General features: G+C 69.8%; 23 protein-coding genes and 1 tRNA gene. 9 read left to right on the plus strand and 15 right to left on the minus strand.

What is annotated here, in order from left to right:
* Nucleotides 1–54: 54 nt before the first annotated feature.
* The 3 genes from SPRI_RS17710 to SPRI_RS37220 form a co-directional block, all read right to left on the minus strand.
* Nucleotides 55–1,647: a polyamine aminopropyltransferase gene (locus SPRI_RS17710; protein WP_053557085.1), complete on the minus strand. Its 1,593-nt coding sequence runs from the start codon at nt 1,645–1,647 to the stop codon at nt 55–57.
* Between the two features lie 53 nt (nt 1,648–1,700).
* A complete protein-coding gene (locus tag SPRI_RS17715; RefSeq protein ID WP_005314551.1) occupies nt 1,701–2,270 on the minus strand; it encodes a DUF2617 family protein in 570 nt (189 codons plus the stop codon).
* A 362-nt stretch (nt 2,271–2,632) separates the two neighbouring features.
* Nucleotides 2,633–2,866 carry a hypothetical protein gene (locus SPRI_RS37220; RefSeq protein ID WP_078535496.1) on the minus strand — a complete coding sequence of 78 codons (234 nt, stop codon included), beginning with the start codon at nt 2,864–2,866 and terminating at the stop codon, nt 2,633–2,635.
* Nucleotides 2,867–3,066: 200 nt separating this feature from the next.
* On the opposite strand from SPRI_RS37220, the gene SPRI_RS17725 reads away from it, so the two are divergent.
* Nucleotides 3,067–4,266, plus strand: coding sequence for a pyridoxal phosphate-dependent aminotransferase (locus SPRI_RS17725; protein WP_005314552.1), 1,200 nt, complete (start codon nt 3,067–3,069; stop codon nt 4,264–4,266).
* A gap of 73 nt (nt 4,267–4,339) precedes the next feature.
* On the opposite strand, the gene SPRI_RS17730 is transcribed toward SPRI_RS17725, so the two are convergent.
* Both SPRI_RS17730 and clpB read right to left on the minus strand, forming a co-directional pair.
* The gene (locus SPRI_RS17730; RefSeq protein ID WP_053557086.1) at nt 4,340–4,876 is read right to left on the minus strand and encodes a type III secretion system chaperone family protein; all 537 of its coding nucleotides are present in this window, start codon (nt 4,874–4,876) and stop codon (nt 4,340–4,342) included.
* A 219-nt stretch (nt 4,877–5,095) separates the two neighbouring features.
* Entirely contained in the window at nt 5,096–7,690 is a 2,595-nt protein-coding gene (clpB, locus tag SPRI_RS17735) for an ATP-dependent chaperone ClpB (protein WP_005314554.1), read from the minus strand.
* A gap of 123 nt (nt 7,691–7,813) precedes the next feature.
* Between clpB and SPRI_RS17740 the strand changes: the two genes are divergently transcribed.
* On the plus strand, nt 7,814–8,218 hold the full coding sequence (locus tag SPRI_RS17740) for a pyridoxamine 5'-phosphate oxidase family protein (RefSeq protein ID WP_037774129.1): 405 nt from the start codon (nt 7,814–7,816) through the stop codon (nt 8,216–8,218).
* Nucleotides 8,219–8,337: 119 nt separating this feature from the next.
* Here SPRI_RS17740 and SPRI_RS17745 read toward each other — a convergent pair whose 3' ends face one another.
* Nucleotides 8,338–8,655: a Rieske (2Fe-2S) protein gene (locus tag SPRI_RS17745; protein WP_053557087.1), complete on the minus strand. Its 318-nt coding sequence runs from the start codon at nt 8,653–8,655 to the stop codon at nt 8,338–8,340.
* The gene (locus SPRI_RS17750) at nt 8,652–8,876 is read right to left on the minus strand and encodes a hypothetical protein (protein WP_162492189.1); all 225 of its coding nucleotides are present in this window, start codon (nt 8,874–8,876) and stop codon (nt 8,652–8,654) included. Before SPRI_RS17750 ends, SPRI_RS17745 begins: the two co-directional genes overlap by 4 nt.
* 153 nt (nt 8,877–9,029) lie before the next feature.
* Here SPRI_RS17750 and SPRI_RS17755 point away from each other — a divergent pair, with 153 nt between their 5' ends.
* The gene (locus tag SPRI_RS17755) at nt 9,030–10,040 is read left to right on the plus strand and encodes a hypothetical protein (protein WP_005314558.1); all 1,011 of its coding nucleotides are present in this window, start codon (nt 9,030–9,032) and stop codon (nt 10,038–10,040) included.
* A 239-nt stretch (nt 10,041–10,279) separates the two neighbouring features.
* Here SPRI_RS17755 and SPRI_RS39870 read toward each other — a convergent pair whose 3' ends face one another.
* On the minus strand, nt 10,280–10,498 hold the full coding sequence (locus SPRI_RS39870; RefSeq protein ID WP_005314559.1) for a hypothetical protein: 219 nt from the start codon (nt 10,496–10,498) through the stop codon (nt 10,280–10,282).
* Between the two features lie 54 nt (nt 10,499–10,552).
* Here SPRI_RS39870 and SPRI_RS39385 point away from each other — a divergent pair, with 54 nt between their 5' ends.
* Nucleotides 10,553–10,711, plus strand: coding sequence for a helix-turn-helix domain-containing protein (locus SPRI_RS39385; RefSeq protein WP_086025644.1), 159 nt, complete (start codon nt 10,553–10,555; stop codon nt 10,709–10,711).
* 70 nt (nt 10,712–10,781) lie between these two features.
* Here the strand turns inward: SPRI_RS39385 and SPRI_RS17770 are convergent, their stop codons facing one another.
* The 4 genes from SPRI_RS17770 to dnaK are packed head-to-tail and all read right to left on the minus strand — an operon-like array spanning nt 10,782 to nt 14,942.
* Nucleotides 10,782–11,231 carry a heat shock protein transcriptional repressor HspR gene (locus SPRI_RS17770; RefSeq protein ID WP_005314561.1) on the minus strand — a complete coding sequence of 150 codons (450 nt, stop codon included), beginning with the start codon at nt 11,229–11,231 and terminating at the stop codon, nt 10,782–10,784.
* A gap of 1 nt (nt 11,232) precedes the next feature.
* The gene (gene dnaJ, locus SPRI_RS17775) at nt 11,233–12,411 is read right to left on the minus strand and encodes a molecular chaperone DnaJ (protein WP_053557088.1); all 1,179 of its coding nucleotides are present in this window, start codon (nt 12,409–12,411) and stop codon (nt 11,233–11,235) included.
* A 30-nt stretch (nt 12,412–12,441) separates the two neighbouring features.
* Complete coding sequence (gene grpE, locus SPRI_RS17780) at nt 12,442–13,089, minus strand: nucleotide exchange factor GrpE (protein ID WP_053557089.1); 648 nt, start codon at nt 13,087–13,089, stop codon at nt 12,442–12,444.
* On the minus strand, nt 13,086–14,942 hold the full coding sequence (gene dnaK, locus SPRI_RS17785; RefSeq protein ID WP_005314563.1) for a molecular chaperone DnaK: 1,857 nt from the start codon (nt 14,940–14,942) through the stop codon (nt 13,086–13,088). Before dnaK ends, grpE begins: the two co-directional genes overlap by 4 nt.
* A gap of 257 nt (nt 14,943–15,199) precedes the next feature.
* Here dnaK and SPRI_RS17790 point away from each other — a divergent pair, with 257 nt between their 5' ends.
* The 4 genes from SPRI_RS17790 to SPRI_RS17805 all read left to right on the plus strand — a co-directional run bounded on the left by SPRI_RS17790 (nt 15,200) and on the right by SPRI_RS17805 (nt 20,583).
* On the plus strand, nt 15,200–15,751 hold the full coding sequence (locus SPRI_RS17790; RefSeq protein WP_005314564.1) for a sugar transferase: 552 nt from the start codon (nt 15,200–15,202) through the stop codon (nt 15,749–15,751).
* A gap of 130 nt (nt 15,752–15,881) precedes the next feature.
* Entirely contained in the window at nt 15,882–18,167 is a 2,286-nt protein-coding gene (locus tag SPRI_RS17795; protein WP_005314567.1) for a (Fe-S)-binding protein, read from the plus strand.
* Between the two features lie 221 nt (nt 18,168–18,388).
* Nucleotides 18,389–19,555, plus strand: coding sequence for an FG-GAP repeat domain-containing protein (locus SPRI_RS17800; RefSeq protein WP_053557090.1), 1,167 nt, complete (start codon nt 18,389–18,391; stop codon nt 19,553–19,555).
* A gap of 140 nt (nt 19,556–19,695) precedes the next feature.
* On the plus strand, nt 19,696–20,583 hold the full coding sequence (locus tag SPRI_RS17805) for a Yip1 family protein (RefSeq protein WP_037774136.1): 888 nt from the start codon (nt 19,696–19,698) through the stop codon (nt 20,581–20,583).
* 136 nt (nt 20,584–20,719) lie between these two features.
* On the opposite strand, the gene SPRI_RS17810 is transcribed toward SPRI_RS17805, so the two are convergent.
* The 3 genes from SPRI_RS17810 to SPRI_RS39390 form a co-directional block, all read right to left on the minus strand.
* The gene (locus SPRI_RS17810; RefSeq protein WP_005314570.1) at nt 20,720–21,217 is read right to left on the minus strand and encodes a phosphoribosyltransferase; all 498 of its coding nucleotides are present in this window, start codon (nt 21,215–21,217) and stop codon (nt 20,720–20,722) included.
* Between the two features lie 13 nt (nt 21,218–21,230).
* Nucleotides 21,231–21,806 carry a dCTP deaminase gene (gene dcd, locus SPRI_RS17815; RefSeq protein ID WP_005314571.1) on the minus strand — a complete coding sequence of 192 codons (576 nt, stop codon included), beginning with the start codon at nt 21,804–21,806 and terminating at the stop codon, nt 21,231–21,233.
* 81 nt (nt 21,807–21,887) lie between these two features.
* Nucleotides 21,888–22,106 (minus strand): hypothetical protein, encoded by a 219-nt coding sequence (locus tag SPRI_RS39390; RefSeq protein ID WP_005314580.1) that lies wholly within the window; start codon nt 22,104–22,106, stop codon nt 21,888–21,890.
* A 219-nt stretch (nt 22,107–22,325) separates the two neighbouring features.
* On the opposite strand from SPRI_RS39390, the gene SPRI_RS17825 reads away from it, so the two are divergent.
* Nucleotides 22,326–22,399 (plus strand) — tRNA-Gly (locus SPRI_RS17825).
* The last annotated feature ends 98 nt before the right edge of the window (nt 22,400–22,497 follow it).

Here is a 22,497-nt window from a genome sequence, read left to right on the forward strand (position 1 = left end):
GCGTCTTCGCCGCCCCCGGTAGGCGGCGGCCGGGTCGGGCCGGGGGTGGAGCCGTCAGCGCGTGTAGCGCGGGTGGACCAGCGTCGAGGGCAGCAGACCCGTCAACCGGGTGCGCTCGGCCGCGTACGTGTCCTGCGTGAGCGTGTCCTCGACCTCCGAGCGCAGCCGCGGCGCGTCCGCGCCGATCCCGAGTTGCGGTGCGTGCCCCTCGGCCGCGATCAGCAGTCCCCAGTCCGTGGCCGCGTCCGCCCCCGCCCTGAACCGCGCAGGGCCGCCCGCCACCCCCGCCTCCGACCCGCGGACCCGGTACGGGGTCGTACCGAAACCGGCCGCCCGCAAGGTCGCGTCGACCGTCCAGTACGTATGGGGCCGCCCGGTCGGCCCTGCGTGGACCACGAGCCGTCCGCCGTCCGCCAGGACCCGCCCGGCCAGCCCGTAGAACTCCTGCGAGTAGAGCTTGGTGCTCGCCGTGATGCCCGGGTCGGGCAGGTCGCAGACGATCACGTCGTACGTGCCCTCGTGCTCACGCAGCCAGGAGAAGGCGTCCGCCGTGACGACCCGCATCCGCGGGTCGTCGTACGCGTCGTCGTTCAGCGCCACGAGTGCCGGATCGCTGCGGGCCAGCCCGACGACTCCCGGGTCGAGCTCGACGAGGGTCACCGACCGGACATCGGCGTACCGCAGCACCTCACGGGCCGCCAGCCCGTCACCGCCGCCGAGGATCAGCACCCGGTCGTGCGGACCGCGCATGGCGGGGTGGACGAGCGCTTCGTGGTAGCGGTGCTCGTCCGCGCCCCGCACCTTCAGCCGCCCGTTCAGGAAGAGGTCCGGCGGCCGGGAAGGCCCGTCGGTGACCACGACCTCCTGGACACCGGTGCGCACGGCGACCCGCACATCGGAGCCGTAGACCGCCCGGCGGGCCGCCCGTTCGAAGTCGTCGACCATGACGGTGGCGCCGGCCAGCACCGCCACCACGAGGATGTTGAGGGTGAGCAGCCTGGTCCGCCAGCGCGGTGTGAGGTCACGGCGGAACAGCCACAGCACCAGCGCCCCGCCGGCCACGGCGTTGACCGCGCCCGTCACCAGCGCCCCGGTGAGTTCCCCCAGCCACGGCAGCAGCAGGAACGGGAACGCCAGCCCGCCGACGAGCGCCCCCACGTAGTCCGCGGCGAACAGGTCGGCGACGGTGCCGTCCGCGTCCCGCCGGGAGATGCGCTGGATCAGCGACATCAGCAGCGGCAGCTCCGCGCCGATCAGGATGCCGATGGTCAGGCTGAAGAGCACCAGCGGCACCCCGGATCCGCCGAACCAGGCGAAGGACGCGTAGAGCACCATGGCCGAACTGCCGCCGACCAGCGCCAGTGCCGCTTCCAGCAGTCCGAAGCCCACCGCGGCCCGGCAGCGCATCCGTTTGGCCAGCAGCGATCCGATGCCCATCGCGAACACCATCACCGACAGGACCACGGACGCCTGGGTGACGGAGTCCCCGATCAAGTACGTGGCGAGCGCGACGAGTTCCAGTTCGTAGACCAGACCGCAGGCGGCGCAGACGAAGACCGCGGCGAGCACCAGATGGCGGCCGGAGTCGGGACGCACGGGCAACAGCACCATGTCCTGGGGCGGCGAGGTCTGCGGCCGGTCGATCATCCTCGACACGCTACGTCACCGCAACCCCACGCATTGTCACCCACAGGTGTCGACTACAGACCGGAATGCTCGGGGTGGGGATCGGGGTGGCGCATGCCCCGCGCGTTCTGCGACCCGCGTGCCACGAAGCCGACGCGCGTACGCGTGACCACCAGCCGGCCCTCCTGCGGGTACGCGTGCCAGGTCCGCCAACGCGCCTGCCCCTCACCGCTCTGCGCCACCATCGCGGTGAACGCGTGCGGGGAGCCGGGGAACGTGCCGGCGAGACCGTGGGGGTGGTCCGCGACGAGAGCCAGCAACTCCTGGGCCCGGCCCGCGAACGAGCGTTGGGAGAGCGTCTCGACACGGGCCGCGAACTCGTACTCCCAGTCGCCGAGCCGCTTCGCCACCCCGAGGGGCAGCGGTGTGCTGCTGCCGGGGATGCAGGCGACGGTCTCCGAACAGGTGCCTTTCTTCTCCTCGAGCAGCACCTGGTGGGAGGCGCCCAGCAGCCTCAACTGCAGCTTTGAGCCGGACAGTTCGAGGTCGAGGACGGCCAGGGCCGGGAGCGGCTCCCGGCCGAGCGCCCAGGCGAGGTCGTCGGCCCGGGTGTCGGTGTAGGCGGTATCGATGGTCGTGAGCATGGGTCGGCTCCGCAAGCGCGCTTCGGCGGGTGGACGCGTGGACCTGGCACTCCGAAAAACGGTGCGCAAGACGTGTGGGGGGTGGCCTGCATCGGTCCACGTGAGGTCCGAGGGCTGGATGGATCCAACAGGTTCCGACGATGAGAAAATCACGAAGTGGATGTCGCCCACAGCGTTTTTACCCAACTTCGCGCGGTTTCCATCCCCTCGGGGGCCCATAGGTTCAACTGTTCAACCGACGGCGAGCGGTTGAAGTCAACACATCCACCGGACAATCTGCCAACACGAAGGCACCCGGCGGGTGTTGGCTTCCCACGCCCACCCGTCGGGCACCTTCACCATCGCGGACCAGCTGCCCCGTGTCAGCTGCCTCCGCCGCATCCGCCCCCGCCGCCGCACGACGAGCTGCTGCTGCTGCCGCCGCCGCACGACGAGCTGCTGCTGCCGCCGCACGACGATCCGGAGTCGCCCCACCAGCCGCCGCCCGCGGCGCCACTGCTGCTCCGGCGCCGGCCACTGCGGCTCCCCCCGGACGCGGCCACCGCGATGAACACGATGATCACGACAGCGATCAGCCCGAACCCGACAAACATCATGGTCCTCACCGTCCTTCTCGTTCCCCCGTCGGAGGTACCTTCCAGGCCGGTGGCTCTGGAGGGAGGGACCCCCTCGACGCTGCGTGACCGCTTCTCCCGTGTTCACGGGACGCTCATCCGCGTGGCAAGGAGATGCCCTCGGCCACTCGGAGCCAAAGCAGACTTGAGCAACTCCAGAGGTTCCGCGCAGGATGACCGCCATGACGACGCACAGGACAGCAGGCGAAGAGGGCCCCCGGCCGCTGCTCAACCGCAGGCTGGCGGAGTTCGGCACCACGATCTTCGCGGAGATGTCGGCGCTGGCCCTGAGCACCGGCTCGATCAATCTCGGCCAGGGCTTCCCCGACACGGACGGCCCCGAGGAGATCAGGGAGGCGGCGGTGCGGGCCCTGCGTGACGGCCGCGGCAACCAGTACCCGCCCGGTCCCGGCGTCCCGGAGCTGCGCACCGCGATCGCGGAGCACCAGCGGCGCTTCCACGGCCTGGAGTACGACCCCGACACGGAGGTCCTGGTCACGGCGGGCGCCACGGAGGCGATCGCGGCGGCCCTGCTGGCGCTCGTGGAGCCGGGCGACGAGGTGATCGCGCTGGAGCCCTACTACGACTCGTACGCGGCGAGCATCGCCATGGCGGGCGGCGTACGGGTTCCCGTGACCCTGCGCCCGCACGGGCCCGCCTTCCGCCTCGACCTGGACGAGCTGCGTGACGCGGTCACCGACCGCACCCGCCTGCTCCTGATCAACACGCCCCACAACCCCACCGGCACCGTCCTGACCCGCGCGGAGCTGGCGGCGATCGCCGAGCTCGCGGTCGAACGGGACCTGCTCGTGGTCACCGACGAGGTCTACGAGCACCTGGTCTTCGACGGCGAGCACGTACCGCTGGCGTCGTTCCCCGGGATGCGCGAGCGCACCGTCACGATCTCCAGCGCCGGCAAGACGTTCTCGTTCACCGGGTGGAAGGTCGGCTGGGTCACCGCCTCCCCCGAGCTGGTGGCGACGGTCCGCTCGGCGAAGCAGTTCCTGACGTACGTCTCCGCGGGCCCGTTCCAGTACGCGGTCGCCGAGGCGCTGCGCCTCCCGGACGCGTACTTCGACGGCCTCCGCGACGATCTGCGGGCCAAGCGTGACCTGCTGGGCGAGGGCCTGGCCGCGGCCGGGTTCACGGTGCACCGCCCTGCCGGCACGTACTTCGTCACCACCGACATCCGGCCGCTCGGCGAGACGGACGGCTTCGCCTTCTGCCGAGCGCTGCCCGAGCGCTGCGGCGTGGTGGCCATCCCGAACGCGGTCTTCTACGACCACCGCGACGAAGGGGCTCCGTTCGTGCGGTTCGCGTTCTGCAAGCGGGTGGACGTGCTCGAGGAGGCCGTCGCCCGGCTGAAGTCCCTGGCGCCCTGAGAAAGCGGCGGGCCCGGCGGGCCGGCGATCAAGTGGATCGCCGGGCCCGCCGGGCCTCACGTGTGCGTGACGCTCAGGCGTCGTCGGCCGGCTTCTCCTCCTCCGGGACGGCCAGACCGAACTGCTCCGCGAGCCACTTGTCGAACTCGATCGAGGCGCGCACCCAGCTGACCGTGGACGACACGAAGTGCTCGAGGCTCACGCCCGTGCCGATGAGCATCTGCGCCTCATCGATGAGGCGGATCGTCGGAAGCTCGGCGCCCTCTTCCTCGTGGAGGTGGGTGTAGACCTTCGGCCACAGCGTGCGGCGGTTCCAGTCGTCGATGGCGTCGAGGATCTTGGCCTTCTCGGTGACCGCGTGCGGGCGGTCGTAGAAGGTCCGCACCGAGAAGACCTGCTGCTCGTCCTCGCCACGGAACATGAAGTACGTGCGGAAGTCCTCCCACGGCGCCGCGAGGTCACCCTCGTCGTCGACGACGTACTTCAGCTCCATCTGGTCGAGGAGCTGCTTCACCAGGTCCTGGTCGGGAACGACGGGGCCCGCCGGTCCTGCGGCCTGAGGCTTGGGCTGGCCCCCGAAATTCGGAATCGAGGACGGGTCGATGGTCACCGTGTATTTCCCTTCGTACGGATGCCGCCATCCTCTCCCATCCCCGGCGGGGGCTGGCAAGCCCCGCCACCCGCGATCCGCTGCGGGCTGACAAGATCTGCCGCTCCGGTGCCCGGCCTGCCGCTGTCCGGGTGACGGGGCGGACGACGAAAGGGGCACGAGGACCGGGGGCGGTGCCCTCGTCCTCGTGCCCCTGCCGGGACGCCGTCGTGCGTGGCGCTAGCCCGCCGCGCCCACGATCAGTCCGTCCTCGAAACGGTCCACCCGTACGGTGTCGCCGTCCTTGACCTCGCCCGCCAGGATCTCCTTCGCGAGCCGGTCCCCGATCGCCGTCTGGATCAGCCGCCGCAGCGGGCGCGCGCCGTACGCGGGGTCGTTGCCCTCCTCCGCGAGCCAGGCCAGCGCCTCAGGGGTGACGTCCAGGGTCAGCCGGCGCTCCGCCAGCCGCTGGGCCAGCCGTCCGATCTGGAGCTCCGCGATGCGCTCCAGCTCCTGCTCGGACAGGGCGGAGAAGACCACCAGGTCGTCGAGCCGGTTGAGGAACTCCGGCTTGAAGGAGGCCCGCACGACCTCCAGCACCTGCTGCTTCTTCTGCTCCTCGCCGGTCGTGGGGTCCATCAGGTACTGCGAGCCCAGGTTGGAGGTGAGGATCAGGATGGTGTTGCGGAAGTCCACCGTCCGGCCCTGTCCGTCGGTGAGGCGCCCGTCGTCGAGCACCTGGAGCAGGACGTCGAAGACCTCGGGGTGGGCCTTCTCCACCTCGTCCAGCAGCACCACGCTGTACGGACGCCGGCGCACGGCCTCGGTGAGCTGGCCGCCCTCCTCGTAGCCGACGTAGCCGGGGGGCGCGCCGACCAGGCGGGCCACGCTGTGCTTCTCGCCGTACTCGGACATGTCGATGCGGACCATCGCCCGCTCGTCGTCGAAGAGGAAGTCGGCGAGCGCCTTCGCCAGCTCCGTCTTGCCGACACCGGTCGGGCCGAGGAAGAGGAAGGAACCGGTGGGCCGGTCCGGGTCGGCGATGCCCGCCCGGGTCCTGCGCACCGCGTCGGAGACCGCCTGCACGGCCTCGGACTGGCCGATGAGCCGGCGGCCCAGCTCCTGCTCCATGCGCAGCAGCTTCTGCGTCTCGCCCTCGAGGAGGCGTCCGGCCGGGATGCCGGTCCAGGAGCCGACGACGTCCGCGATGTCGTCCGGGCCGACCTCCTCCTTGACCATCGTGTCCTTGGAGGCCTCGGCCTCGGCCTGCGCCGCCTCCTCCAGCTCGCGCTCGAGGCCGGGGATCTCCCCGTAGAGCAGCTTGGACGCGGTGTCGAAGTCGCCGTCGCGCTGGGCGCGTTCCGCCTGCCCGCGCAGGTCGTCGAGGCGTTCCTTCAGCTCACCGACGCGGTTGAGGCCCTGCTTCTCCTTCTCCCAGCGGGCGGTGAGTCCGCGCAGCTCCTCCTCCCGGTCGGCCAGGTCCCTGCGCAGCTTCTCCAGACGCTGCTTGGAGGCGGGGTCGGACTCGTTCTTGAGGGCCAGCTCCTCCATCCGCAGCCGGTCGACGGCGCGCTGGAGTTCGTCGATCTCGACGGGCGAGGAGTCGATCTCCATGCGCAGCCGCGACGCGGACTCGTCGACGAGGTCGATGGCCTTGTCGGGCAGGAACCGGGAGGTGATGTACCGGTCGGAGAGGGTGGCGGCGGCGACCAGGGCGCTGTCGTTGATCTGCACCTTGTGGTGGGCCTCGTAACGGCCCTTGAGCCCGCGCAGGATGGCGATCGTGTCCTCGACCGACGGCTCGGCGACCAGCACCTGCTGGAAGCGGCGCTCGAGGGCCGGGTCCTTCTCGATCCGCTCGCGGTACTCGTCGAGCGTCGTCGCGCCGACCATCCGCAGCTCGCCGCGGGCCAGCATCGGCTTGAGCATGTTGCCCGCGTCCATGGCGGAGTCGCCGCCGGCGCCCGCGCCGACGACGGTGTGCAGCTCGTCGATGAAGGTGATGATCTGGCCGTTGCTCTCCTTGATCTCGGACAGCACGGTCTTCAGCCGCTCCTCGAACTCACCGCGGTACTTGGCGCCCGCCACCATCGCGCCGAGGTCGAGCGCGACGAGCCGCTTGTTGCGCAGCGACTCGGGCACGTCGCCCTTCACGATGCGCTGGGCGAGGCCCTCGACGACGGCGGTCTTGCCGACGCCGGGCTCGCCGATGAGGACCGGGTTGTTCTTCGTGCGCCGCGACAGGACCTGCACGACGCGGCGGATCTCCTGGTCCCGGCCGATGACCGGGTCGAGCTTGCCCTCGCGGGCCGCCTCGGTGAAGTCCGTGCCGAACTTCTCCAGCGCCTTGTACTGACCCTCCGGGTCGGGTGTGGTCACCCGGCGCCCTCCCCTTGCCTTCTCGAAAGCGTCCAGCAGTTCCTTGGCGCCCGCGCCCTGCCGGTCCAGCACCTCGCCCGCCGCGCCGCCCTTCGCCGCGATGCCGATGAGCAGGTGCTCGGTGGACAGGTACTCGTCGCCGAGCTCCTTGGCCCGCTGCGAGGCGTCGGCGATGACGGCGAGCAGCTCGCGGTTGGGCTGGGGCGGGGCGACCGTGGAGCCGGTCACGCTCGGCAGCGACGCGAGGATGCGCTCGGCCCCGGAGCGCACGGCTGCCTGGTCCGCGTCGACGGCGGCCAGCAGATCGGTGATGTTCGCGGCAGCTTGTCGTCCTTGGCCCTCCAGCAGGGCGAGAAGAAGGTGCGCCGGGGTCAGGTCCGGGTGCCCGTCGGACACCGCCCTGCTGGTGGCGGCGTTGATCGCGTCCCGGCTCTTGTTGGTCAGCTCGGCGTCCACGTGCGCATCTCCTCCTTGCCGAATGGACCGGTTCCCTCGGTTATGACTCGGACAACGTGCATAAAGTTGAGTCTATTCCACTCAGGGTGCTGTCCGACAGAGCCCGGAGGTAGGTTCCGGCCCATGGCCATCGACCCTCGCAACCCCGGCGCGTCCTACCTCAGCTTCTGGCGCGATCACCACATGTGCACACTGACGACGCCGCGCCCGGACGGCACTCCGCACGTCGTCGCGGTGGGCGTCACCTACGACCCCGAGGGCGGGTTCGCCCGGGTGATCACCAACAAGCACAGCCGCAAGGTCGCGAACGTGCTGGCCGCCGGCCCGGACGGGGCACGGGTGGCGGTCTGCCAGGTGGACAGAGGCCGCTGGGCGACGCTGGAGGGCATCGCGACGATCCGCACGGAGGCGGAGACGGTCGCGGACGCGGTGAGCCGTTACGCGGAGCGGTACGGACGCACCCCGGCCCCCAATCCGGACCGGGTGGTCATCGAGATCGCGCTCACCCGCGCGATGGGCCGGGCATAGCCGGGCCGGGCGCCGGAGAAGTTTCCGGGCAGCACAACGGCGCCATCGTGTTTCAGGTCCACGATGGCGCCGCTGTGTGGGGGAAGCACCTGAGCGATTTGAAACGACGGGGGAATCGCTCAGGCACTGCGGGGGGTGGCGGTGGTGTCCGGCTCGGCCAGCTGGTGGTCACGCTGGTCGAGATTGACAAAAATCATGCCGTACCGGATGGCACAGCGGACGGGCTGCGGAGCCCCTCGGGGCCGGCGAAGACAGCGATAGGCACGGACATCCTCGTCCTCCTCGCGTGCGACGACGATCGGCTCACCGAACAGGGTGACCATCAACGAGTCGCCACGGTGCGGAATCGCCGTGACGAGGTCGATGAAATGCCACCCGGAGCGGTAGGCCGTAGCCATCTCACGCCGGAAGACCCGGTCGTCCGGCGGGACGGTCACGCCGTCACATCCGCGCCGACACTGCCCCATCCGACATCGCCGTCGGACTGCTGGGCGGCAACGGCGGCCTTCCCAACAGGAGCTACGCCCCAGCCGACGTCGCCCTCGGACCCCTCCACGGCGACGGACCTCGCCTTGCCGGGGGCGGAGCCCCAGCCGACGTCCGAGGTCCCCGACGTCCCGATCATCAGCGCAGCAGCAGCTATCGCGGTAGCAAGCACTGACCGAAGCATTCTCTTGTACATAGTCGGCTTCGTCCTCACTTGATGACTTCCATTCCCCCGCGCAACAAGACGATGGCTCATTAGGGCATGTCAAGCCACAGGAGCGATGCATCATGTTCCTGTACGTTCAGGACCCTGGGGGGTGGAGATATGTCAAAAAAGCATACGAAACCGACACATCCTCATCTCGTCACCGAACTCTGTGACGAGGGAGCGCGTCTCTACGCCAGCGCCTTGACCACCGGACGCGTCGCACGTGCCGAGGTCGAACCTGCCCCCTGCCTGTTGGAGTTCGCGCTGCTGCACCCGGATCCGGACGACCCGAACTGGCTGCGGCCGGTCCCTCCGTCGTCCGCCCTGGCGCAGCGCCTGCACCCCATCGAGCGGGAGATCCAGGACCGCAGACGGTTCTCGGTGGAACTCACCGACACGTTCGAGCCCTTCATGGCCATCAGCACCCAGAAGCCTCCCACCACCCACGCCATCACGGTGCTCGAAGGCTTCGACCGCATCGACGCCGCGCTCGACGTGGCGATCGCCGAGAGCCAGACGGAAGTCCTGACCGTACAGCCCGGCGGCGGGCGGAGTGAGCACAACCTGAGCAAGGCCCTCGACCGCAGCAAGCCGCTCATCGACAACGGCATCCGCGTCCGCACCCTGTACCAGCACACGGTCCGGCACAGTCAGCGCACCTTCGCGTACGTCGAGCGCATGGCCGGCACCAAGATGGAGATTCGTACGCTCGAAGAGCTGATCGAGCGGCTCATCATCTGTGACGAGGCGGTCGCGTTCATCCCTGCCAGGGACGACCGCCAAGTCGCCCTCGAGCTGCGGCACCCTGGCCTGGTCGCGTACCTCACCAAGGTGTTCGAACATCTCTGGGCGCGTGCCGTGCCACTCATGGAGGAAGTGCCTTACGGCCCCGCCTCCCACGGCATCAGCGGCGTGCAGCGCTCCATCGCGAAACTCCTCATCGAAGGCCATGTGGACGAGGCCATTGCCCGGCGGCTCGGTATGAACGTCCGTACCTGCCGGGCCCACATTGCCAAGCTGGCTGCCGCGCTCGGCAGCGGCAGCCGTGCCCAACTCGGCTACCTCATCGCAAAGTCCGGGATCCTGGGAGAGACCGAAGACTACTCCGAAGGCGATACGCGCGACTGATCACCTCGCTGCACTCGGATCGTGCCCCGACCACCAGCAACACGGTGTCGCACTCCGTGTTCAGCTTGTCGAACGGGGCGTTGCGCTCGGCGGGGCGGTAGTCGGCACTCCCATCAGCGTCTCCATCACCCCCCCTTGGGCCTGGCAAGTCCTCCAGGTCATCGTGGACCGCGGGACACGTCGTACCGGAGACCCGCAGGCAATCGGCCTCTTGCGGGACCGCGAGGAAGACCTTGGGGTCAGTCACCGCGCGGACGCCAGACGCGGGCTTGCCGGACGGCGACGGTGGCTGCCCACAGCCACATCAGGACGCTCACGATCAGGACGGTCCCCGCCGCCGACCACAGCAGTTCACGTGTGATGTAGGACTCTCCGTCCGCGCTGACCGGGGTTGCGAGCCCAGCCGCGACGACGCTCCCGACAAGACCTGCCAGGGCTCCGATGACTGGGACCAGCATCGCATCGGGCAGTTGCCTGCCGCAGGCTACGCCGACGAGATCGTCGCCCGCCGTATGGGAGTCAGTGTGCGGACCTGTCGCACGCACATCGCCCGACTGATGCGGACGCTCGGCGCCTCGAGCCGCACCCACCTCGGTGCGCTGCTCGCTCAATCGGGCATTGTCGGTGTGGGCTACCGCGCGGCCTCACGCGGCCGCGCCGACGACAAGTGATCGCCGCACGCAAAGGGCCGGAGCGCGTTCCGCTCTCCGGCCCTTGCCGCACCCGCTACAACTTGCCCTACTACTCCGGCCGCTTGGGCCGCCAGACGACCAGCGCGCTCGCCTGCTGGACGTCCTGGTACGGGACGAGGTCGCGCCGGTAGGAAGCGTGCACCTGCGCCTCGCGCTGCTGCATCGCCGCCGCCGCGCCGTCGAGGGCCGACGACAGCTCCGCCACCCGCTGCTGGAGAGCCGCGACCTGGTTCTCCAGTTCGATGATCCGCTTGATACCGGCCAGGTTGATGCCCTCGTCCTGGGACAACTGCTGCACCGTACGGAGCAGTTCGATGTCACGGGCCGAGTAGCGCCTGCCGCGGCCGGCCGTGCGGTCGGGCGAGACGAGACCCAGCCGGTCGTACTGGCGCAGGGTCTGCGGGTGCAGGCCCGACAGCTGCGCGGCGACCGAGATGACGTACACCGGCGACTCGTCGGTCAGTTCGTACGGGTTGCGACTGCGCCCCGACCGGTCCATATCAAGCTCCCTTCGCGGCCTGGAACAACTCCGCCCGCGGATCCTCGTCCGCGGTGGCTTCGCGGTAGGCCTCCAGCGCTTCCCTGGCCTTGTCGCCGAGCTCGGCGGGCACGGCGACCTCGACGGTCACCAGCAGGTCCCCGCGGGTGCCGTCCTTGCGGACCGCGCCCTTGCCGCGGGCACGCATGGTGCGCCCGGCGGGCGTACCGGCCGGCAGCTTCAGCGTGACCGGCGGGCCGCCCAGCGTGGGCACCTTGATCTCGCCGCCGAGCGCCGCCTCCGTGAAGGAGACCGGCACCGTGACGGTGAGGTTGTCGCCCTTGCGGCCGAAGACCGGGTGCGCGTCGACGTGGACGACGACATACAGGTCGCCGGCCGGGCCACCGCGCTCGCCGGGAGCTCCCTTGCCGCGCAACCGGATCCGCTGCCCGTCGGAGACCCCCGCCGGGATGCGGACCTGCATGGTGCGCGACGAGCGGGCCCGTCCGCTGCCCTTGCAGACGTCGCACGGGTCCTGGGCGATCAGCCCGCGGCCCTTGCAGTCCACGCACGGGTCCGTCAGCGAGAAGGAACCGCTGCCGCCGCGGGAGACCTGGCCGGTGCCCACGCACGTCGGGCACACGCGCGGCGTGCCGTTCTTGTCGCCGGTGCCGGAACAGGCCTTGCACGCGGCCGAGCTGGACATCCGCAACGGGACCGTGGCCCCGTCCACCGCCTCGGTGAAGCTGAGCGTCACCTCGGACTCGATGTCCTGGCCGCGCCGCGGCTGGGTGCGCGTGCCCGGGCCGGCGCCTCGGTTGAACAGGCCGCCGAACACGTCCCCGAGGCCGCCGCCGAAGCCGCCGGCCTGGCCGCCGCCCGGGGCGCCTCCGAAGAGGTCGCCCAGGTCGAAGTTGAACGTGCCGCCGGGACCGCCGGCGCCCGGAGCACGGAAGCCGCCGTTGCCGAACAGGGCGCGGGCGTCGTCGTACTCCTTGCGCCGTTTCGGATCGCCGAGGATGTCGTTGGCCTCGGAGATCTCCTTGAAGCGCTCCTCGGCCTTCGCGTCACCCTTGTTGGCGTCCGGGTGGAACTCGCGGGCGAGCTTCCGGTACGCCTTCTTGATCTCGGCCTCTGTGGCGTCCTTGGGGACGCCGAGAACCTTGTAGTAGTCCTTCTCGACGAAGTCCTTCGTGCTCATCGACGTCCCTCCTTCCGGACGTTTCCTGCGTCAGCCCTCCTCGGGGCCACCGCTCTCCTCGTCGGCCGACTTCTCTTCCTTCTGTGCCGGGGCCGCGCCCGGCTGGGGCTCGGCCACCGCGACCCGCGCGGGGCGGATCGTGCGCTCGCCGATGCGGTACCCCGGCTGGAGCACGGCGACGCACGTGGTCTCCGTGACATCCGGTGCGTACGAGTGCATCAGAGCCTCGTGGATGGTCGGGTCGAAGGGCTCGCCCTCCTTGCCGAACTGCTGCAGGCCCATCTTGGCGGCGGCCGTCTCGAGAGACTCGGCCACCGACTTGAACCCGCCCACCAGCTCCCCGTGCTCCCGGGCGCGGCCGATGTCGTCGAGCACGGGCAGGAGCTCGGTCAGCAGCGTCGCCGTGGCGATCTCCTTGACCGTGACCCTGTCGCGCTCCACGCGCCGGCGGTAGTTCTGGTACTCGGCCTGGAGCCGCTGGAGGTCGGCGGTCCGCTCGTTGAGGGCGGTACGCGTCTGGTCCAGCTGCGCCGTCAGGCCGGCGATCTTTGCTGCGTCCCCTGCCGGGGCCGCCGGGCCCTCCTGCTCGGAGGTCTCGGCGGGCTCGGCGGCGTCGTCAGGTGTGGCGCCGGAGGGGACGTCGGGCTTCTCGTCGAAGCCCGGGGTCTCCTCGGTCACGCGGCACCGTCCTTCTTCGGCTTGTCCTCGTCGACGATCTCGGCGTCGACGACGTCGTCGTCGGCCTGGCCGGCACCGGCCTGGCCCTCGGCGCCGGCACCCGCGGCTGCGCCCTCGGGCGCGGCGTTGGCGTACATGGCCTGGCCGAGCTTCTGGCTGACCGCGGCGACCTTCTCCGTGGCGGTGCGGATCTCGGCGGTGTCCTCGCCCTTGAGCTTCTCCTTCAGCTCGGTGAGGGCCGTCTCGACCTCGGTCTTCACCTCGCCGGGGACCTTGTCCTCGTTGTCCTTGAGGAACTTCTCGGTCTGGTAGACGAGCTGCTCGCCCTGGTTGCGGGTCTCGGCGGCCTCGCGGCGACGGTGGTCCTCGTCCGCGTACTGCTCGGCCTCCTGGCGCATCCGGTCGACCTCGTCCTTCGGCAGCGAGGAGCCGCCGGTGACGGTCATCTTCTGCTCCTTGCCCGTGCCCAGGTCCTTCGCGGTCACGTGCATGATGCCGTTGGCGTCGATGTCGAAGGAGACCTCGATCTGCGGCACCCCGCGCGGGGCCGGCGGCAGACCGGTCAGCTCGAACATCCCGAGCTTCTTGTTGTACGCCGCGATCTCGCGCTCGCCCTGGTAGACCTGGATCTGCACGGACGGCTGGTTGTCCTCGGCCGTGGTGAAGATCTCGGACCGCTTGGTCGGGATCGTGGTGTTGCGCTCGATGAGCTTGGTCATGATGCCGCCCTTGGTCTCGATACCGAGGGACAGCGGGGTCACGTCGAGGAGCAGGACGTCCTTGACCTCACCCTTGAGGACACCGGCCTGGAGCGAGGCGCCGATGGCGACGACCTCGTCCGGGTTCACACCCTTGTTGGCGTCCTTGCCGCCGGTGAGCTCCTTGACGAGCTCGGCGACGGCGGGCATCCGGGTCGAGCCGCCGACCAGGACCACGTGGTCGATCTCGGACAGCGCGATGCCGGCGTCCTTGATGACGTTGTGGAACGGGGTCTTGCAGCGCTCGAGCAGGTCGGACGTCAGCTGCTGGAACTGGGCGCGGGTGAGCTTCTCGTCCAGGTGCAGCGGGCCCTCTGCGGAGGCCGTGATGTAGGGCAGGTTGATCGACGTCTCGGTCGAGGACGACAGCTCGATCTTCGCCTTCTCCGCGGCCTCGCGAAGACGCTGGAGAGCCATCTTGTCCTTGGACAGGTCGACGCCGTGCCCGTTGGCGAACTGCTTCACCAGGTAGTCGACGACGCGCTGGTCCCAGTCGTCACCACCGAGGTGGTTGTCACCGTTGGTGGCCTTCACCTCGACGACGCCGTCGCCGATCTCGAGCAGCGAGACGTCGAAGGTGCCGCCACCGAGGTCGAAGACGAGGATCGTCTGGTCGTCCTTGTCGAGGCCGTAGGCCAGGGCGGCCGCGGTGGGCTCGTTGACGATGCGCAGGACGTTGAGGCCCGCGATCTCACCGGCCTCCTTGGTGGCCTGACGCTCGGAGTCGTTGAAGTACGCGGGGACGGTGATCACCGCGTCGGTGACCTTCTCGCCCAGGTACGACTCCGCGTCCCGCTTCAGCTTCTGCAGGATGAACGCGCTCATCTGCTGCGGGTTGAAGTTCTTCCCGTCGAGCTCGATCTTCCAGTCCGTGCCCATGTGGCGCTTGACGGACCGGATGGTCCGATCGACGTTGGTGACCGCCTGACGCTTGGCCACCTCGCCGACCAGCACCTCACCGTTCTTCGCGAAGGCGACGACGGACGGCGTGGTCCTGGCACCCTCGGCGTTGGTGATGACGGTGGGCTCGCCGCCCTCCAGAACGCTGACGACGGAGTTAGTCGTGCCCAGGTCGATGCCGACCGCACGTGCCATTTCGATTCCTCCAACGACTGACTTGAGTGGAACTGGCTCAAGGATGCCTCACCCGTTGGACCGAGTCAACCAACCTGAGTCTGAGCGGCTCAAGTTTTATCCCGCCCTTACGTGCAGCTCTTGGCCTGCGCGTGGCGCACCGTGCGACAGACGTCCGTCTGGGAGAGTCATATCCGAAAAAAGCGGTCAAGAACTCCTCAATGCGGTCAAGAGCCGCCAGGAAGGGACCGCCGGACACGGACGAGAGGGCGCTCCCCATGCCGGCAAAGCGAGCCGTCGATCTGACGGGCGCCGTGCTCCTGCTGCTGGTGCTGTCGCCGCTCCTGCTGTCCGCTTCGGCCGCCGTGGCTCTGACCTCGGCCGGCCAGGTGCTGGAGCGCCACGAGCGCGTGGGCCTCGGCGGCCGCACCTTCACGATGTTCACGTTCCGGACCAGGTACGCGGGCCGCGTCACCGCCGTGGGCAAGGCGCTGCGCCGCCACTTCACGGACCGGCTCCCCCAGCTGATCAACGTGGTGCGCGGCGAGATGTCCCTGGTCGGGCCGCTCCCGCTGGCTCCGGACGCCGTCCGCGACGGGCTCTGGCCCGAGCGCGCCCGGCTCGCCGTGCGGCCCGGAATGACGGGCCTCTGGCAGGTCGGCGGGCGCTCGGAGCTGCCCTGGGAGGAAATGACCGTCCTGGACCTGCATTATGTGGAGCAGCACTGGCTGGGACTCGACCTGGTGATCCTGGCCCGCACGGTGCCCGTGGCGGTCGCCGGACGACGCGTGGTCCATGCCGCCCCAGTGACCCCGGTCAGGGTTGCCTGAGCGACACAGATCACCGCGCGCGTGGCTACAGTGCGGCGGAATAAGTGGGTACTCTCAGCACGGACTGAATAAGTTACCGCTTAGTAGTAGTGCTGGACCACCCACCCTCGCAGGCCCGAGGAGCCCCGAAATGCAACTCGCCGCGATCATCGTGTCGCTGACCCTGAGCGTGGTCGGCGTTGCGCTCATCTCCCGAGCGGTCGCGCAGATCTACCGGTTCGTGAAGCTCGGGCAGCCGGTGCCTGCGGGCAGCCGCACCGACGACCCGAAGGCCCGCACGGTCACCCTGGTCAAGGAGTTCCTCGGCCACACGCGGATGAACCGCTGGGGCATCGTCGGCTTCGCGCACTGGTTCGTCGCGATCGGCTTCCTGACGCTGCCGCCCACGCTGGCCCAGGCGTACGGACAGCTGTTCCAGGCCGACTGGACGCTCCCGGTCCTCGGCGGCTTCCTGCCGTTCGAGATGTACATCGAGTTCATCGGCCTGATGACCGTCGTGGGCATCGTCGTCCTGATGGCGATCCGCCTGATGAACCTGCCCTCGCGGGCCGGCCGCAAGTCCCGCTTCGCGGGCTCCAAGGCGTGGCAGGCCTACTTCGTCGAGTACATCATCCTCACCATCGGACTCGCGATCCTCGCCCTGCGCGGGCTCGAGGGCGCGATCCACCACGTCGACGGCTACGACGCCGCGTACTTCGTCTCGTACCCGCTGGTGCTCGCCTTCGACGGCCTGAGCGTGCCGACCCTGCAGACGCTGATCTACTTCGTCGCGATGATCAAGATCGGCACCTCGCTGATCTGGATGATCACCGTCGCGCTCAACACCAACATGGGTGTGGCCTGGCACCGCTTCCTCGCCTTCCCGAACATCTGGTTCAAGCGCAACGCCACCGGCGAGTCGGCGCTCGGCGAGCTGAAGCCGATGACGTCCGGCGGCAAGGAGATCGACTGGGAGGACCCGGGCGAGGACGACGTCTTCGGCGTCTCCCAGGTCGAGCAGTTCTCCTGGAAGGGCATCCTCGACTTCTCCACCTGCACCGAGTGCGGCCGCTGCCAGTCGCAGTGCCCCGCCTGGAACACCGGCAAGCCGCTCTCCCCCAAGCTCCTGATCATGTCGCTGCGCGACCACGCGCACGCCAAGGCCCCGTACCTGCTGGCCGGCGGCGGCAAGACCATGGAGGGCGAGGAGAAGGCCTCCGCGGAGCAGCTGAAGGACGTCCCCGCCTCCGCCCTGGCCGAGGCCGAGCGCCCCCTGATCGGGACGCTCGAGGAGAACGGCGTCATCGACCCCGACGTCCTGTGGTCCTGCACCACCTGCGGCGCCTGCGTCGAGCAGTGCCCGGTCGACATCGAGCACATCGACCACATCGTCGACATGCGCCGCTACCAGGTCATGATCGAGTCCTCGTTCCCGTCGGAGGCGGGCACGATGCTCAAGAACCTGGAGAAGAAGGGCAACCCCTGGGGTCTCGCCAAGAAGCAGCGCGTGGAGTGGACCAAAGAGGTCGACTTCGAGGTCCCGATCGTCGGCAAGGACGTCGAGGACCTCACCGAGGTCGACTACCTGTACTGGGTCGGCTGCGCCGGCGCCCTCGAGGACCGCGCCAAGAAGACCACCAAGGCCTTCGCGGAGCTGCTGCACATGGCGGGCGTCAAGTTCGCGATCATGGGCGGCGAGGAGAAGTGCACCGGTGACTCGCCGCGGCGCCTGGGCAACGAGCCGCTGTTCCAGCAGCTCGGACAGGAGAACGTCGCGATGCTGAACATGGCGTTCGGTGAGTCCCTCGATGAGGACGGAGGGGTGGACGAGTCGACGAAGAAGCCGAAGTCGGCGAAGAAGATCGTCGCCACCTGCCCGCACTGCTTCAACACGATCGCCAACGAGTACCCGCAGCTCGGCGGCGAGTTCGAGGTCATCCACCACACGCAACTGCTGCAGCACCTGATCGACGAGGGCAAGCTCGTCCCCGTCACCCCGGTCGACGGTCTGATCACCTACCACGACCCGTGCTACCTGGGCCGTCACAACAAGGTCTACACGCCCCCGCGCGAGATCATGTCGGCCGTCCCGGGCCTGCGCCAGCAGGAGATGCACCGCCACAAGGAACGCGGCTTCTGCTGCGGCGCCGGCGGCGCCCGGATGTGGATGGAGGAGCGGATCGGCAAGCGCATCAACACCGAGCGCGTCGACGAGGCACTGTCCCTCAACCCGGACATCGTCTCCACCGCCTGCCCGTTCTGCCTGGTCATGCTCACCGACTCGGTCAACGGCAAGAAGAACGACGGCAAGGCCAAGGAGTCCCTCCAGGTCGTCGACGTGGCCCAGCTGCTGCTCGACTCGGTGAAGACCCCGCCGTCCGACCCCGCGCCGGAGACGGAACCCGAGGACGCACCGGAACCGGAACCCGTGAAGTAGCCGTCTCCTACCAGGAGAACGACGAGCGGCCGGACCTGCCTCGGGGGCAGGACCGGCCGCTCGCGCGTTGTGGGCGCGGGCCGGCGGTCCGGTCCGGTGCCGCAGCGGCCGTCCGGCCTCCGCCCCCTCGACGCCTCATAACCTTTGCCCTTCGATCAAGCGTCGTCCATTGCCCTCACCGGCCCCCTCGCACGACCATCGTGGGGCGAGGGGGACAGCGGATGACGCGGGTGACAGCGATACGGGGGTGGGCCGTGCGGCGTGCACGAGCCGGCACGGCGACCGCACGGGGCGCGCTCTGCGTGTCCGTGGTGCTCATGGCAGCCCTCACCGGCTGCGACCGCGATCCCGCACCGGCCGCCGGGAAGCCCGCCGCCAAGAACGGCGACGCCGCACCCCTGTCGGGCCCCGCCACCGCGCCCGCACGCCCCGTCCCGCGCGGCGACGGCAGCCGCGTCCCGGCCGACTTCAACGGCGACGGCCACCGCGACCTCGTGCTCGACGACCTGGTGAAGTCCGCAAAGGACAGCCACGGGGACGACGCGGGCATCGGCATCGTCTACGGCACCGGGAGCGCCAAGCGCCTCGACCCGGCCGTACGGCAGCTCCTCACGCCCCGCACGCACGGCGCCGAGGTCCAGGGCGTCCTGCCGGCGGCGTTCGACGCGGAGACCTCCTGCGACCTCGACAAGGACGGCTACGCGGACCTCGTCGTGACCACCGACCCGCCGTACGACGGCACCGGCCGCCCGCCCGTGCCGCTCCAGCTGCTCTTCGGCTCCCCCACGGGCCTCACCGGCAAGGCCGTCGTCCTGGGGATCCCCGGCAAGGCCCGCTACGGCAACGACTGGCCCGGCCACCCCGTGTGCGGCGACTTCGACGGCGACGGCAGCGCCGACCTGGCCGTCACCGCCTCCGCCGGACGTGTCAGCTTCCTGCGCGGGCCGTTCTCCCGTACCGGCGCGCCCCGCGCCGCCGGAGCGCCCGTACCCGGCGGCGGACCCGCCCTCGCGGCACCGGACGGAAAGGCCGACACGAACGGCGACGGCGCCGACGACCTGGTCGTCCTGCCCCGTACCCGTACGACGGGCACCGCCGCCAAGGGCACGCTCCTGCTCGGCGGACCCACCGGGCCCGGCCGCCCCGGCGGCGGACACGTCTTCGACGCGGTCCCCGCGCCGCCCCCGCCCGAGCTCCCGGCCGGCGAGACGAAGCCGGTGACCGACGTGCTCGTGCACGCGGACTTCGACGGCGACCGGCGCCCGGATGTGGTGACGCGTACGCACCACGGCGAACGGGCCGATGTTGTCGCGCTGTACCCGGCCGCTTCCGGCCGGGCCGGCAACCGCCCGCTGATCACCTTCAGCACGGCGGTCTTCCTGCCCTGACCAGCAGTTGGGCGCCCGCCGGGCTTCCTGGGGAGGGCCCCCCGGGGTTCCCCTAGGGGATGTCACAGCTCGGCCGCAAAGGCCCGCGTGTCCCCGGTCCGCCGCCACCTCGCGCTCGCGGACCGGGTACGTTCGATTACGTGGCTGGATTCAGGATCGGACGCGGCCGGGACAACCGCACCCCGCAACGGCAGCAGGCGCCGCAGGCGCCGCCCTACCAGGGCGGTGGTCGGCCGGCACCGCCGCCGTACGGGCAACAGCAGCAGTGGCCGCCGGCGGGCGCGCCCCGGCAGGGCGCGACACCCCAAGGAGGCGGCGGGTACGGCGAGCCGGAGTACTTCGGCGATCCGCACCCCCACTACGCCCCGCCCCAGGACCCGTACGCGGCCAACAACCCCGGCCACACGCAGATGTTCAGCGTGAACGACGACCCCTACGGCGACGGCGGGACCTACCACGCCGGCGCCGTACCGGCGGCCCCGGCCGGCCCGCGCCTGCACTGGAAGCAACTGCTGAGCGGCATCGTGCTGCGGCCCGGCCCCACGTTCCTGCAGATGCGCGACTACGCGGTCTGGGGCCCCGCGCTCGTCGTCACGTTCCTCTACGGCATGCTCGCGATCTTCGGATTCGACGAGCCGCGCCAGGAGGTCATCAACGCGACGCTGTCCAACGCGATCCCGTACGTGCTCATCACCGGCGTCGCGTTCGTGATCAGCGGCCTGGTGCTCGGCGCCGTGACGCACACCCTGGCCCGCCAGCTCGGCGGCGACGGCGCCTGGCAGCCCACGGTCGGCCTCTCCATGCTGATCATGTCGATCACCGACGCGCCGCGCCTCGTCTTCGCCATGTTCCTCGGCGGCGAGAACTCCCTGGTGCAGGTGCTCGGTTGGGTGACCTGGCTGGCGGCGGGCGCGCTGTTCACCGCGATGGTGAGCAAGTCGCACGACCTGCCGTGGCCGAAGGCCCTGGGCGCGTCGGCGATCCAGCTGATCGCGCTGCTGTCGATCATCAAGCTCGGCACGATCTGAGACCGGCGCCCGCGGGCGCGCACGAGGAAGGGCCCCGCCGGCAGCCGGCGGGGCCCTTCCTCGCGATCACGGTCCTTGCCGGCCCTGCGGGCCCTGCCGTCCTCCGGTGACGGCCACCGGGCCCGTCCGTCCCGTTTCAGGCGTCCAGGACCTGGCCGCTGCGGCGCACGACGGGCTTCTCCACGCTCCAGGGGAAGTTGATCCAGTCGTCGGTCCGCTTCCAGACGTACTCGCACTTCACGAGGGAGTGCGACTTCTCGTAGATCACCGCGCTGCGCACCTCGGCGACATGGTCGAGGCAGAAGTCGTGGACGAGCTTGAGCGTCTTGCCGGTGTCGGCGACGTCGTCCGCGATGAGGACCTTCTTGTTGGAGAAGTCGATGACGTTGGGCACCGGCGCCAGCATGACCGGCATCTCCAGCGTCGTCCCCACACCGGTGTAGAACTCGACGTTCACCAGATGGATGTTCTTGCAGTCCAGCGCGTACGCCAGCCCGCCGGCCACGAAGACACCGCCGCGGGCGATGGACAGCACGACGTCGGGCTCGTACCCGTCGTCGGCGATCGTCTGCGCCAGCTCGCGGATCGCCCCGCCGAACTTCTCGTAGGTCAGGTTCTCGCGTACGTCACTCATGCGCTGAAGGTCCTCACACCTGCGTCCGATGGAAATTCATGAACGACCGCGAGGCCGTCGGCCCGCGCTGCCCCTGGTAGCGCGAGCCGTAGCGCGCGCTGCCGTACGGCTCCTCCGCGGGGGAGCTGAGCCGGAACATGCACAGCTGCCCGATCTTCATGCCCGGCCAGAGCTTGATGGGCAGCGTGGCGAGGTTCGACAGCTCGAGCGTGACGTGCCCGGAGAAGCCCGGGTCGATGAAGCCGGCCGTCGAGTGCGTCACCAGACCGAGCCGCCCGAGACTGGACTTGCCCTCCAGCCTCGACGCGAGGTCGTCGGGCAGCGAGATGACCTCGTAGGTCGACGCCAGCACGAACTCACCGGGGTGCAGGATGAACGCCTCGTCCCCCTCCGGTTCGACGAGCCGTGTCAGGTCGGCCTGCTCGACGGCGGGGTCGATGTGGGGGTAGCGGTGATTCTCGAACACCCGGAAGTAGCGGTCCAGCCGCACATCGATGCTCGAGGGCTGCACCATGGATTCGTCGTACGGATCGATGCGCACGCGCCCGGCGTCGATCTCGGCCCGGATGTCCTTGTCTGAGAGAAGCACGCCCCGAGGATACGCAGAGCGCGCGGGCCGTCCCCAATCGGACACCTGCCCGCGCGCCCCTGGCACCGTTGCTGCCTGCTCTTATCGCTCGCCGCGCGGCCCCTGGGGCCCGTGCGGCCCCTCCTGCCCCCGCTGTCCCTGCACCACGGGCACGGCGCTTCTCAGCCGGGCGCAGCGCGGACACCGGATCAGCCGCCCCGGCCCGATCCGGTCGGCCCCGAGCTGCTGCATCGGAAACGAAGCGGTACTGAACACATGCCCCTCGGCACAGCGGACGACCGTGCGCTCCATCAGGTCCATCAGGCCCCTTCCCCAACGAATGCGGACGAACCTCACATTAGGGGATACCCGGGACACCGCCGCACGCGGCACTCCGCCCGCCACGGTACGCCTCAACTCCCGCGCCCCGCACCCGCGTCCACGGCCCGCGGAACACGAACGCCCCGCGGCGAAATACACCGTGGGGCGACCGATGGGGTAGAGTGTGCGACGATGCGGCACCGATCACCGGTGCGCTGTGCGGGTGTAGTTTAATGGTAGAACATGAGCTTCCCAAGCTCAGAGCGCGGGTTCGATTCCCGTCACCCGCTCCATACAGAAGGCCCAGGTCATCGACCCGGGCCTTGTTTGTTGACGAACGCCACCCCTGCCCCTGACCACGGAAACGCAGTCACACCCTCGGAAAGACAAC

The sequence above is a fragment of the Streptomyces pristinaespiralis genome (assembly GCF_001278075.1).
Classification (GTDB): Bacteria; Actinomycetota; Actinomycetes; order Streptomycetales; family Streptomycetaceae; genus Streptomyces; species Streptomyces pristinaespiralis.

Coding starts and splice junctions, on each gene's coding strand:
- SPRI_RS17810 (WP_005314570.1), bottom strand. CDS start 21,217: ATGAGTGACGTACGCGAGAACCTGACCTACGAGAAGTTCGGCGGGGCG.
- dnaK (WP_005314563.1), bottom strand. CDS start 14,942: ATGGCACGTGCGGTCGGCATCGACCTGGGCACGACTAACTCCGTCGTC.
- SPRI_RS17790 (WP_005314564.1), top strand. CDS start 15,200: ATGCCGGCAAAGCGAGCCGTCGATCTGACGGGCGCCGTGCTCCTGCTG.
- SPRI_RS17795 (WP_005314567.1), top strand. CDS start 15,882: ATGCAACTCGCCGCGATCATCGTGTCGCTGACCCTGAGCGTGGTCGGC.
- dnaJ (WP_053557088.1), bottom strand. CDS start 12,411: ATGAGCACGAAGGACTTCGTCGAGAAGGACTACTACAAGGTTCTCGGC.
- SPRI_RS39385 (WP_086025644.1), top strand. CDS start 10,553: ATGGGAGTCAGTGTGCGGACCTGTCGCACGCACATCGCCCGACTGATG.
- SPRI_RS17770 (WP_005314561.1), bottom strand. CDS start 11,231: ATGGACCGGTCGGGGCGCAGTCGCAACCCGTACGAACTGACCGACGAG.
- SPRI_RS37220 (WP_078535496.1), bottom strand. CDS start 2,866: ATGATGTTTGTCGGGTTCGGGCTGATCGCTGTCGTGATCATCGTGTTC.
- SPRI_RS17755 (WP_005314558.1), top strand. CDS start 9,030: ATGTCAAAAAAGCATACGAAACCGACACATCCTCATCTCGTCACCGAA.
- SPRI_RS39390 (WP_005314580.1), bottom strand. CDS start 22,106: ATGGACCTGATGGAGCGCACGGTCGTCCGCTGTGCCGAGGGGCATGTG.
- SPRI_RS17710 (WP_053557085.1), bottom strand. CDS start 1,647: ATGATCGACCGGCCGCAGACCTCGCCGCCCCAGGACATGGTGCTGTTG.
- SPRI_RS17725 (WP_005314552.1), top strand. CDS start 3,067: ATGACGACGCACAGGACAGCAGGCGAAGAGGGCCCCCGGCCGCTGCTC.
- SPRI_RS17800 (WP_053557090.1), top strand. CDS start 18,389: ATGACGCGGGTGACAGCGATACGGGGGTGGGCCGTGCGGCGTGCACGA.
- SPRI_RS17740 (WP_037774129.1), top strand. CDS start 7,814: ATGGCCATCGACCCTCGCAACCCCGGCGCGTCCTACCTCAGCTTCTGG.
- SPRI_RS39870 (WP_005314559.1), bottom strand. CDS start 10,498: ATGCTGGTCCCAGTCATCGGAGCCCTGGCAGGTCTTGTCGGGAGCGTC.
- SPRI_RS17715 (WP_005314551.1), bottom strand. CDS start 2,270: ATGCTCACGACCATCGATACCGCCTACACCGACACCCGGGCCGACGAC.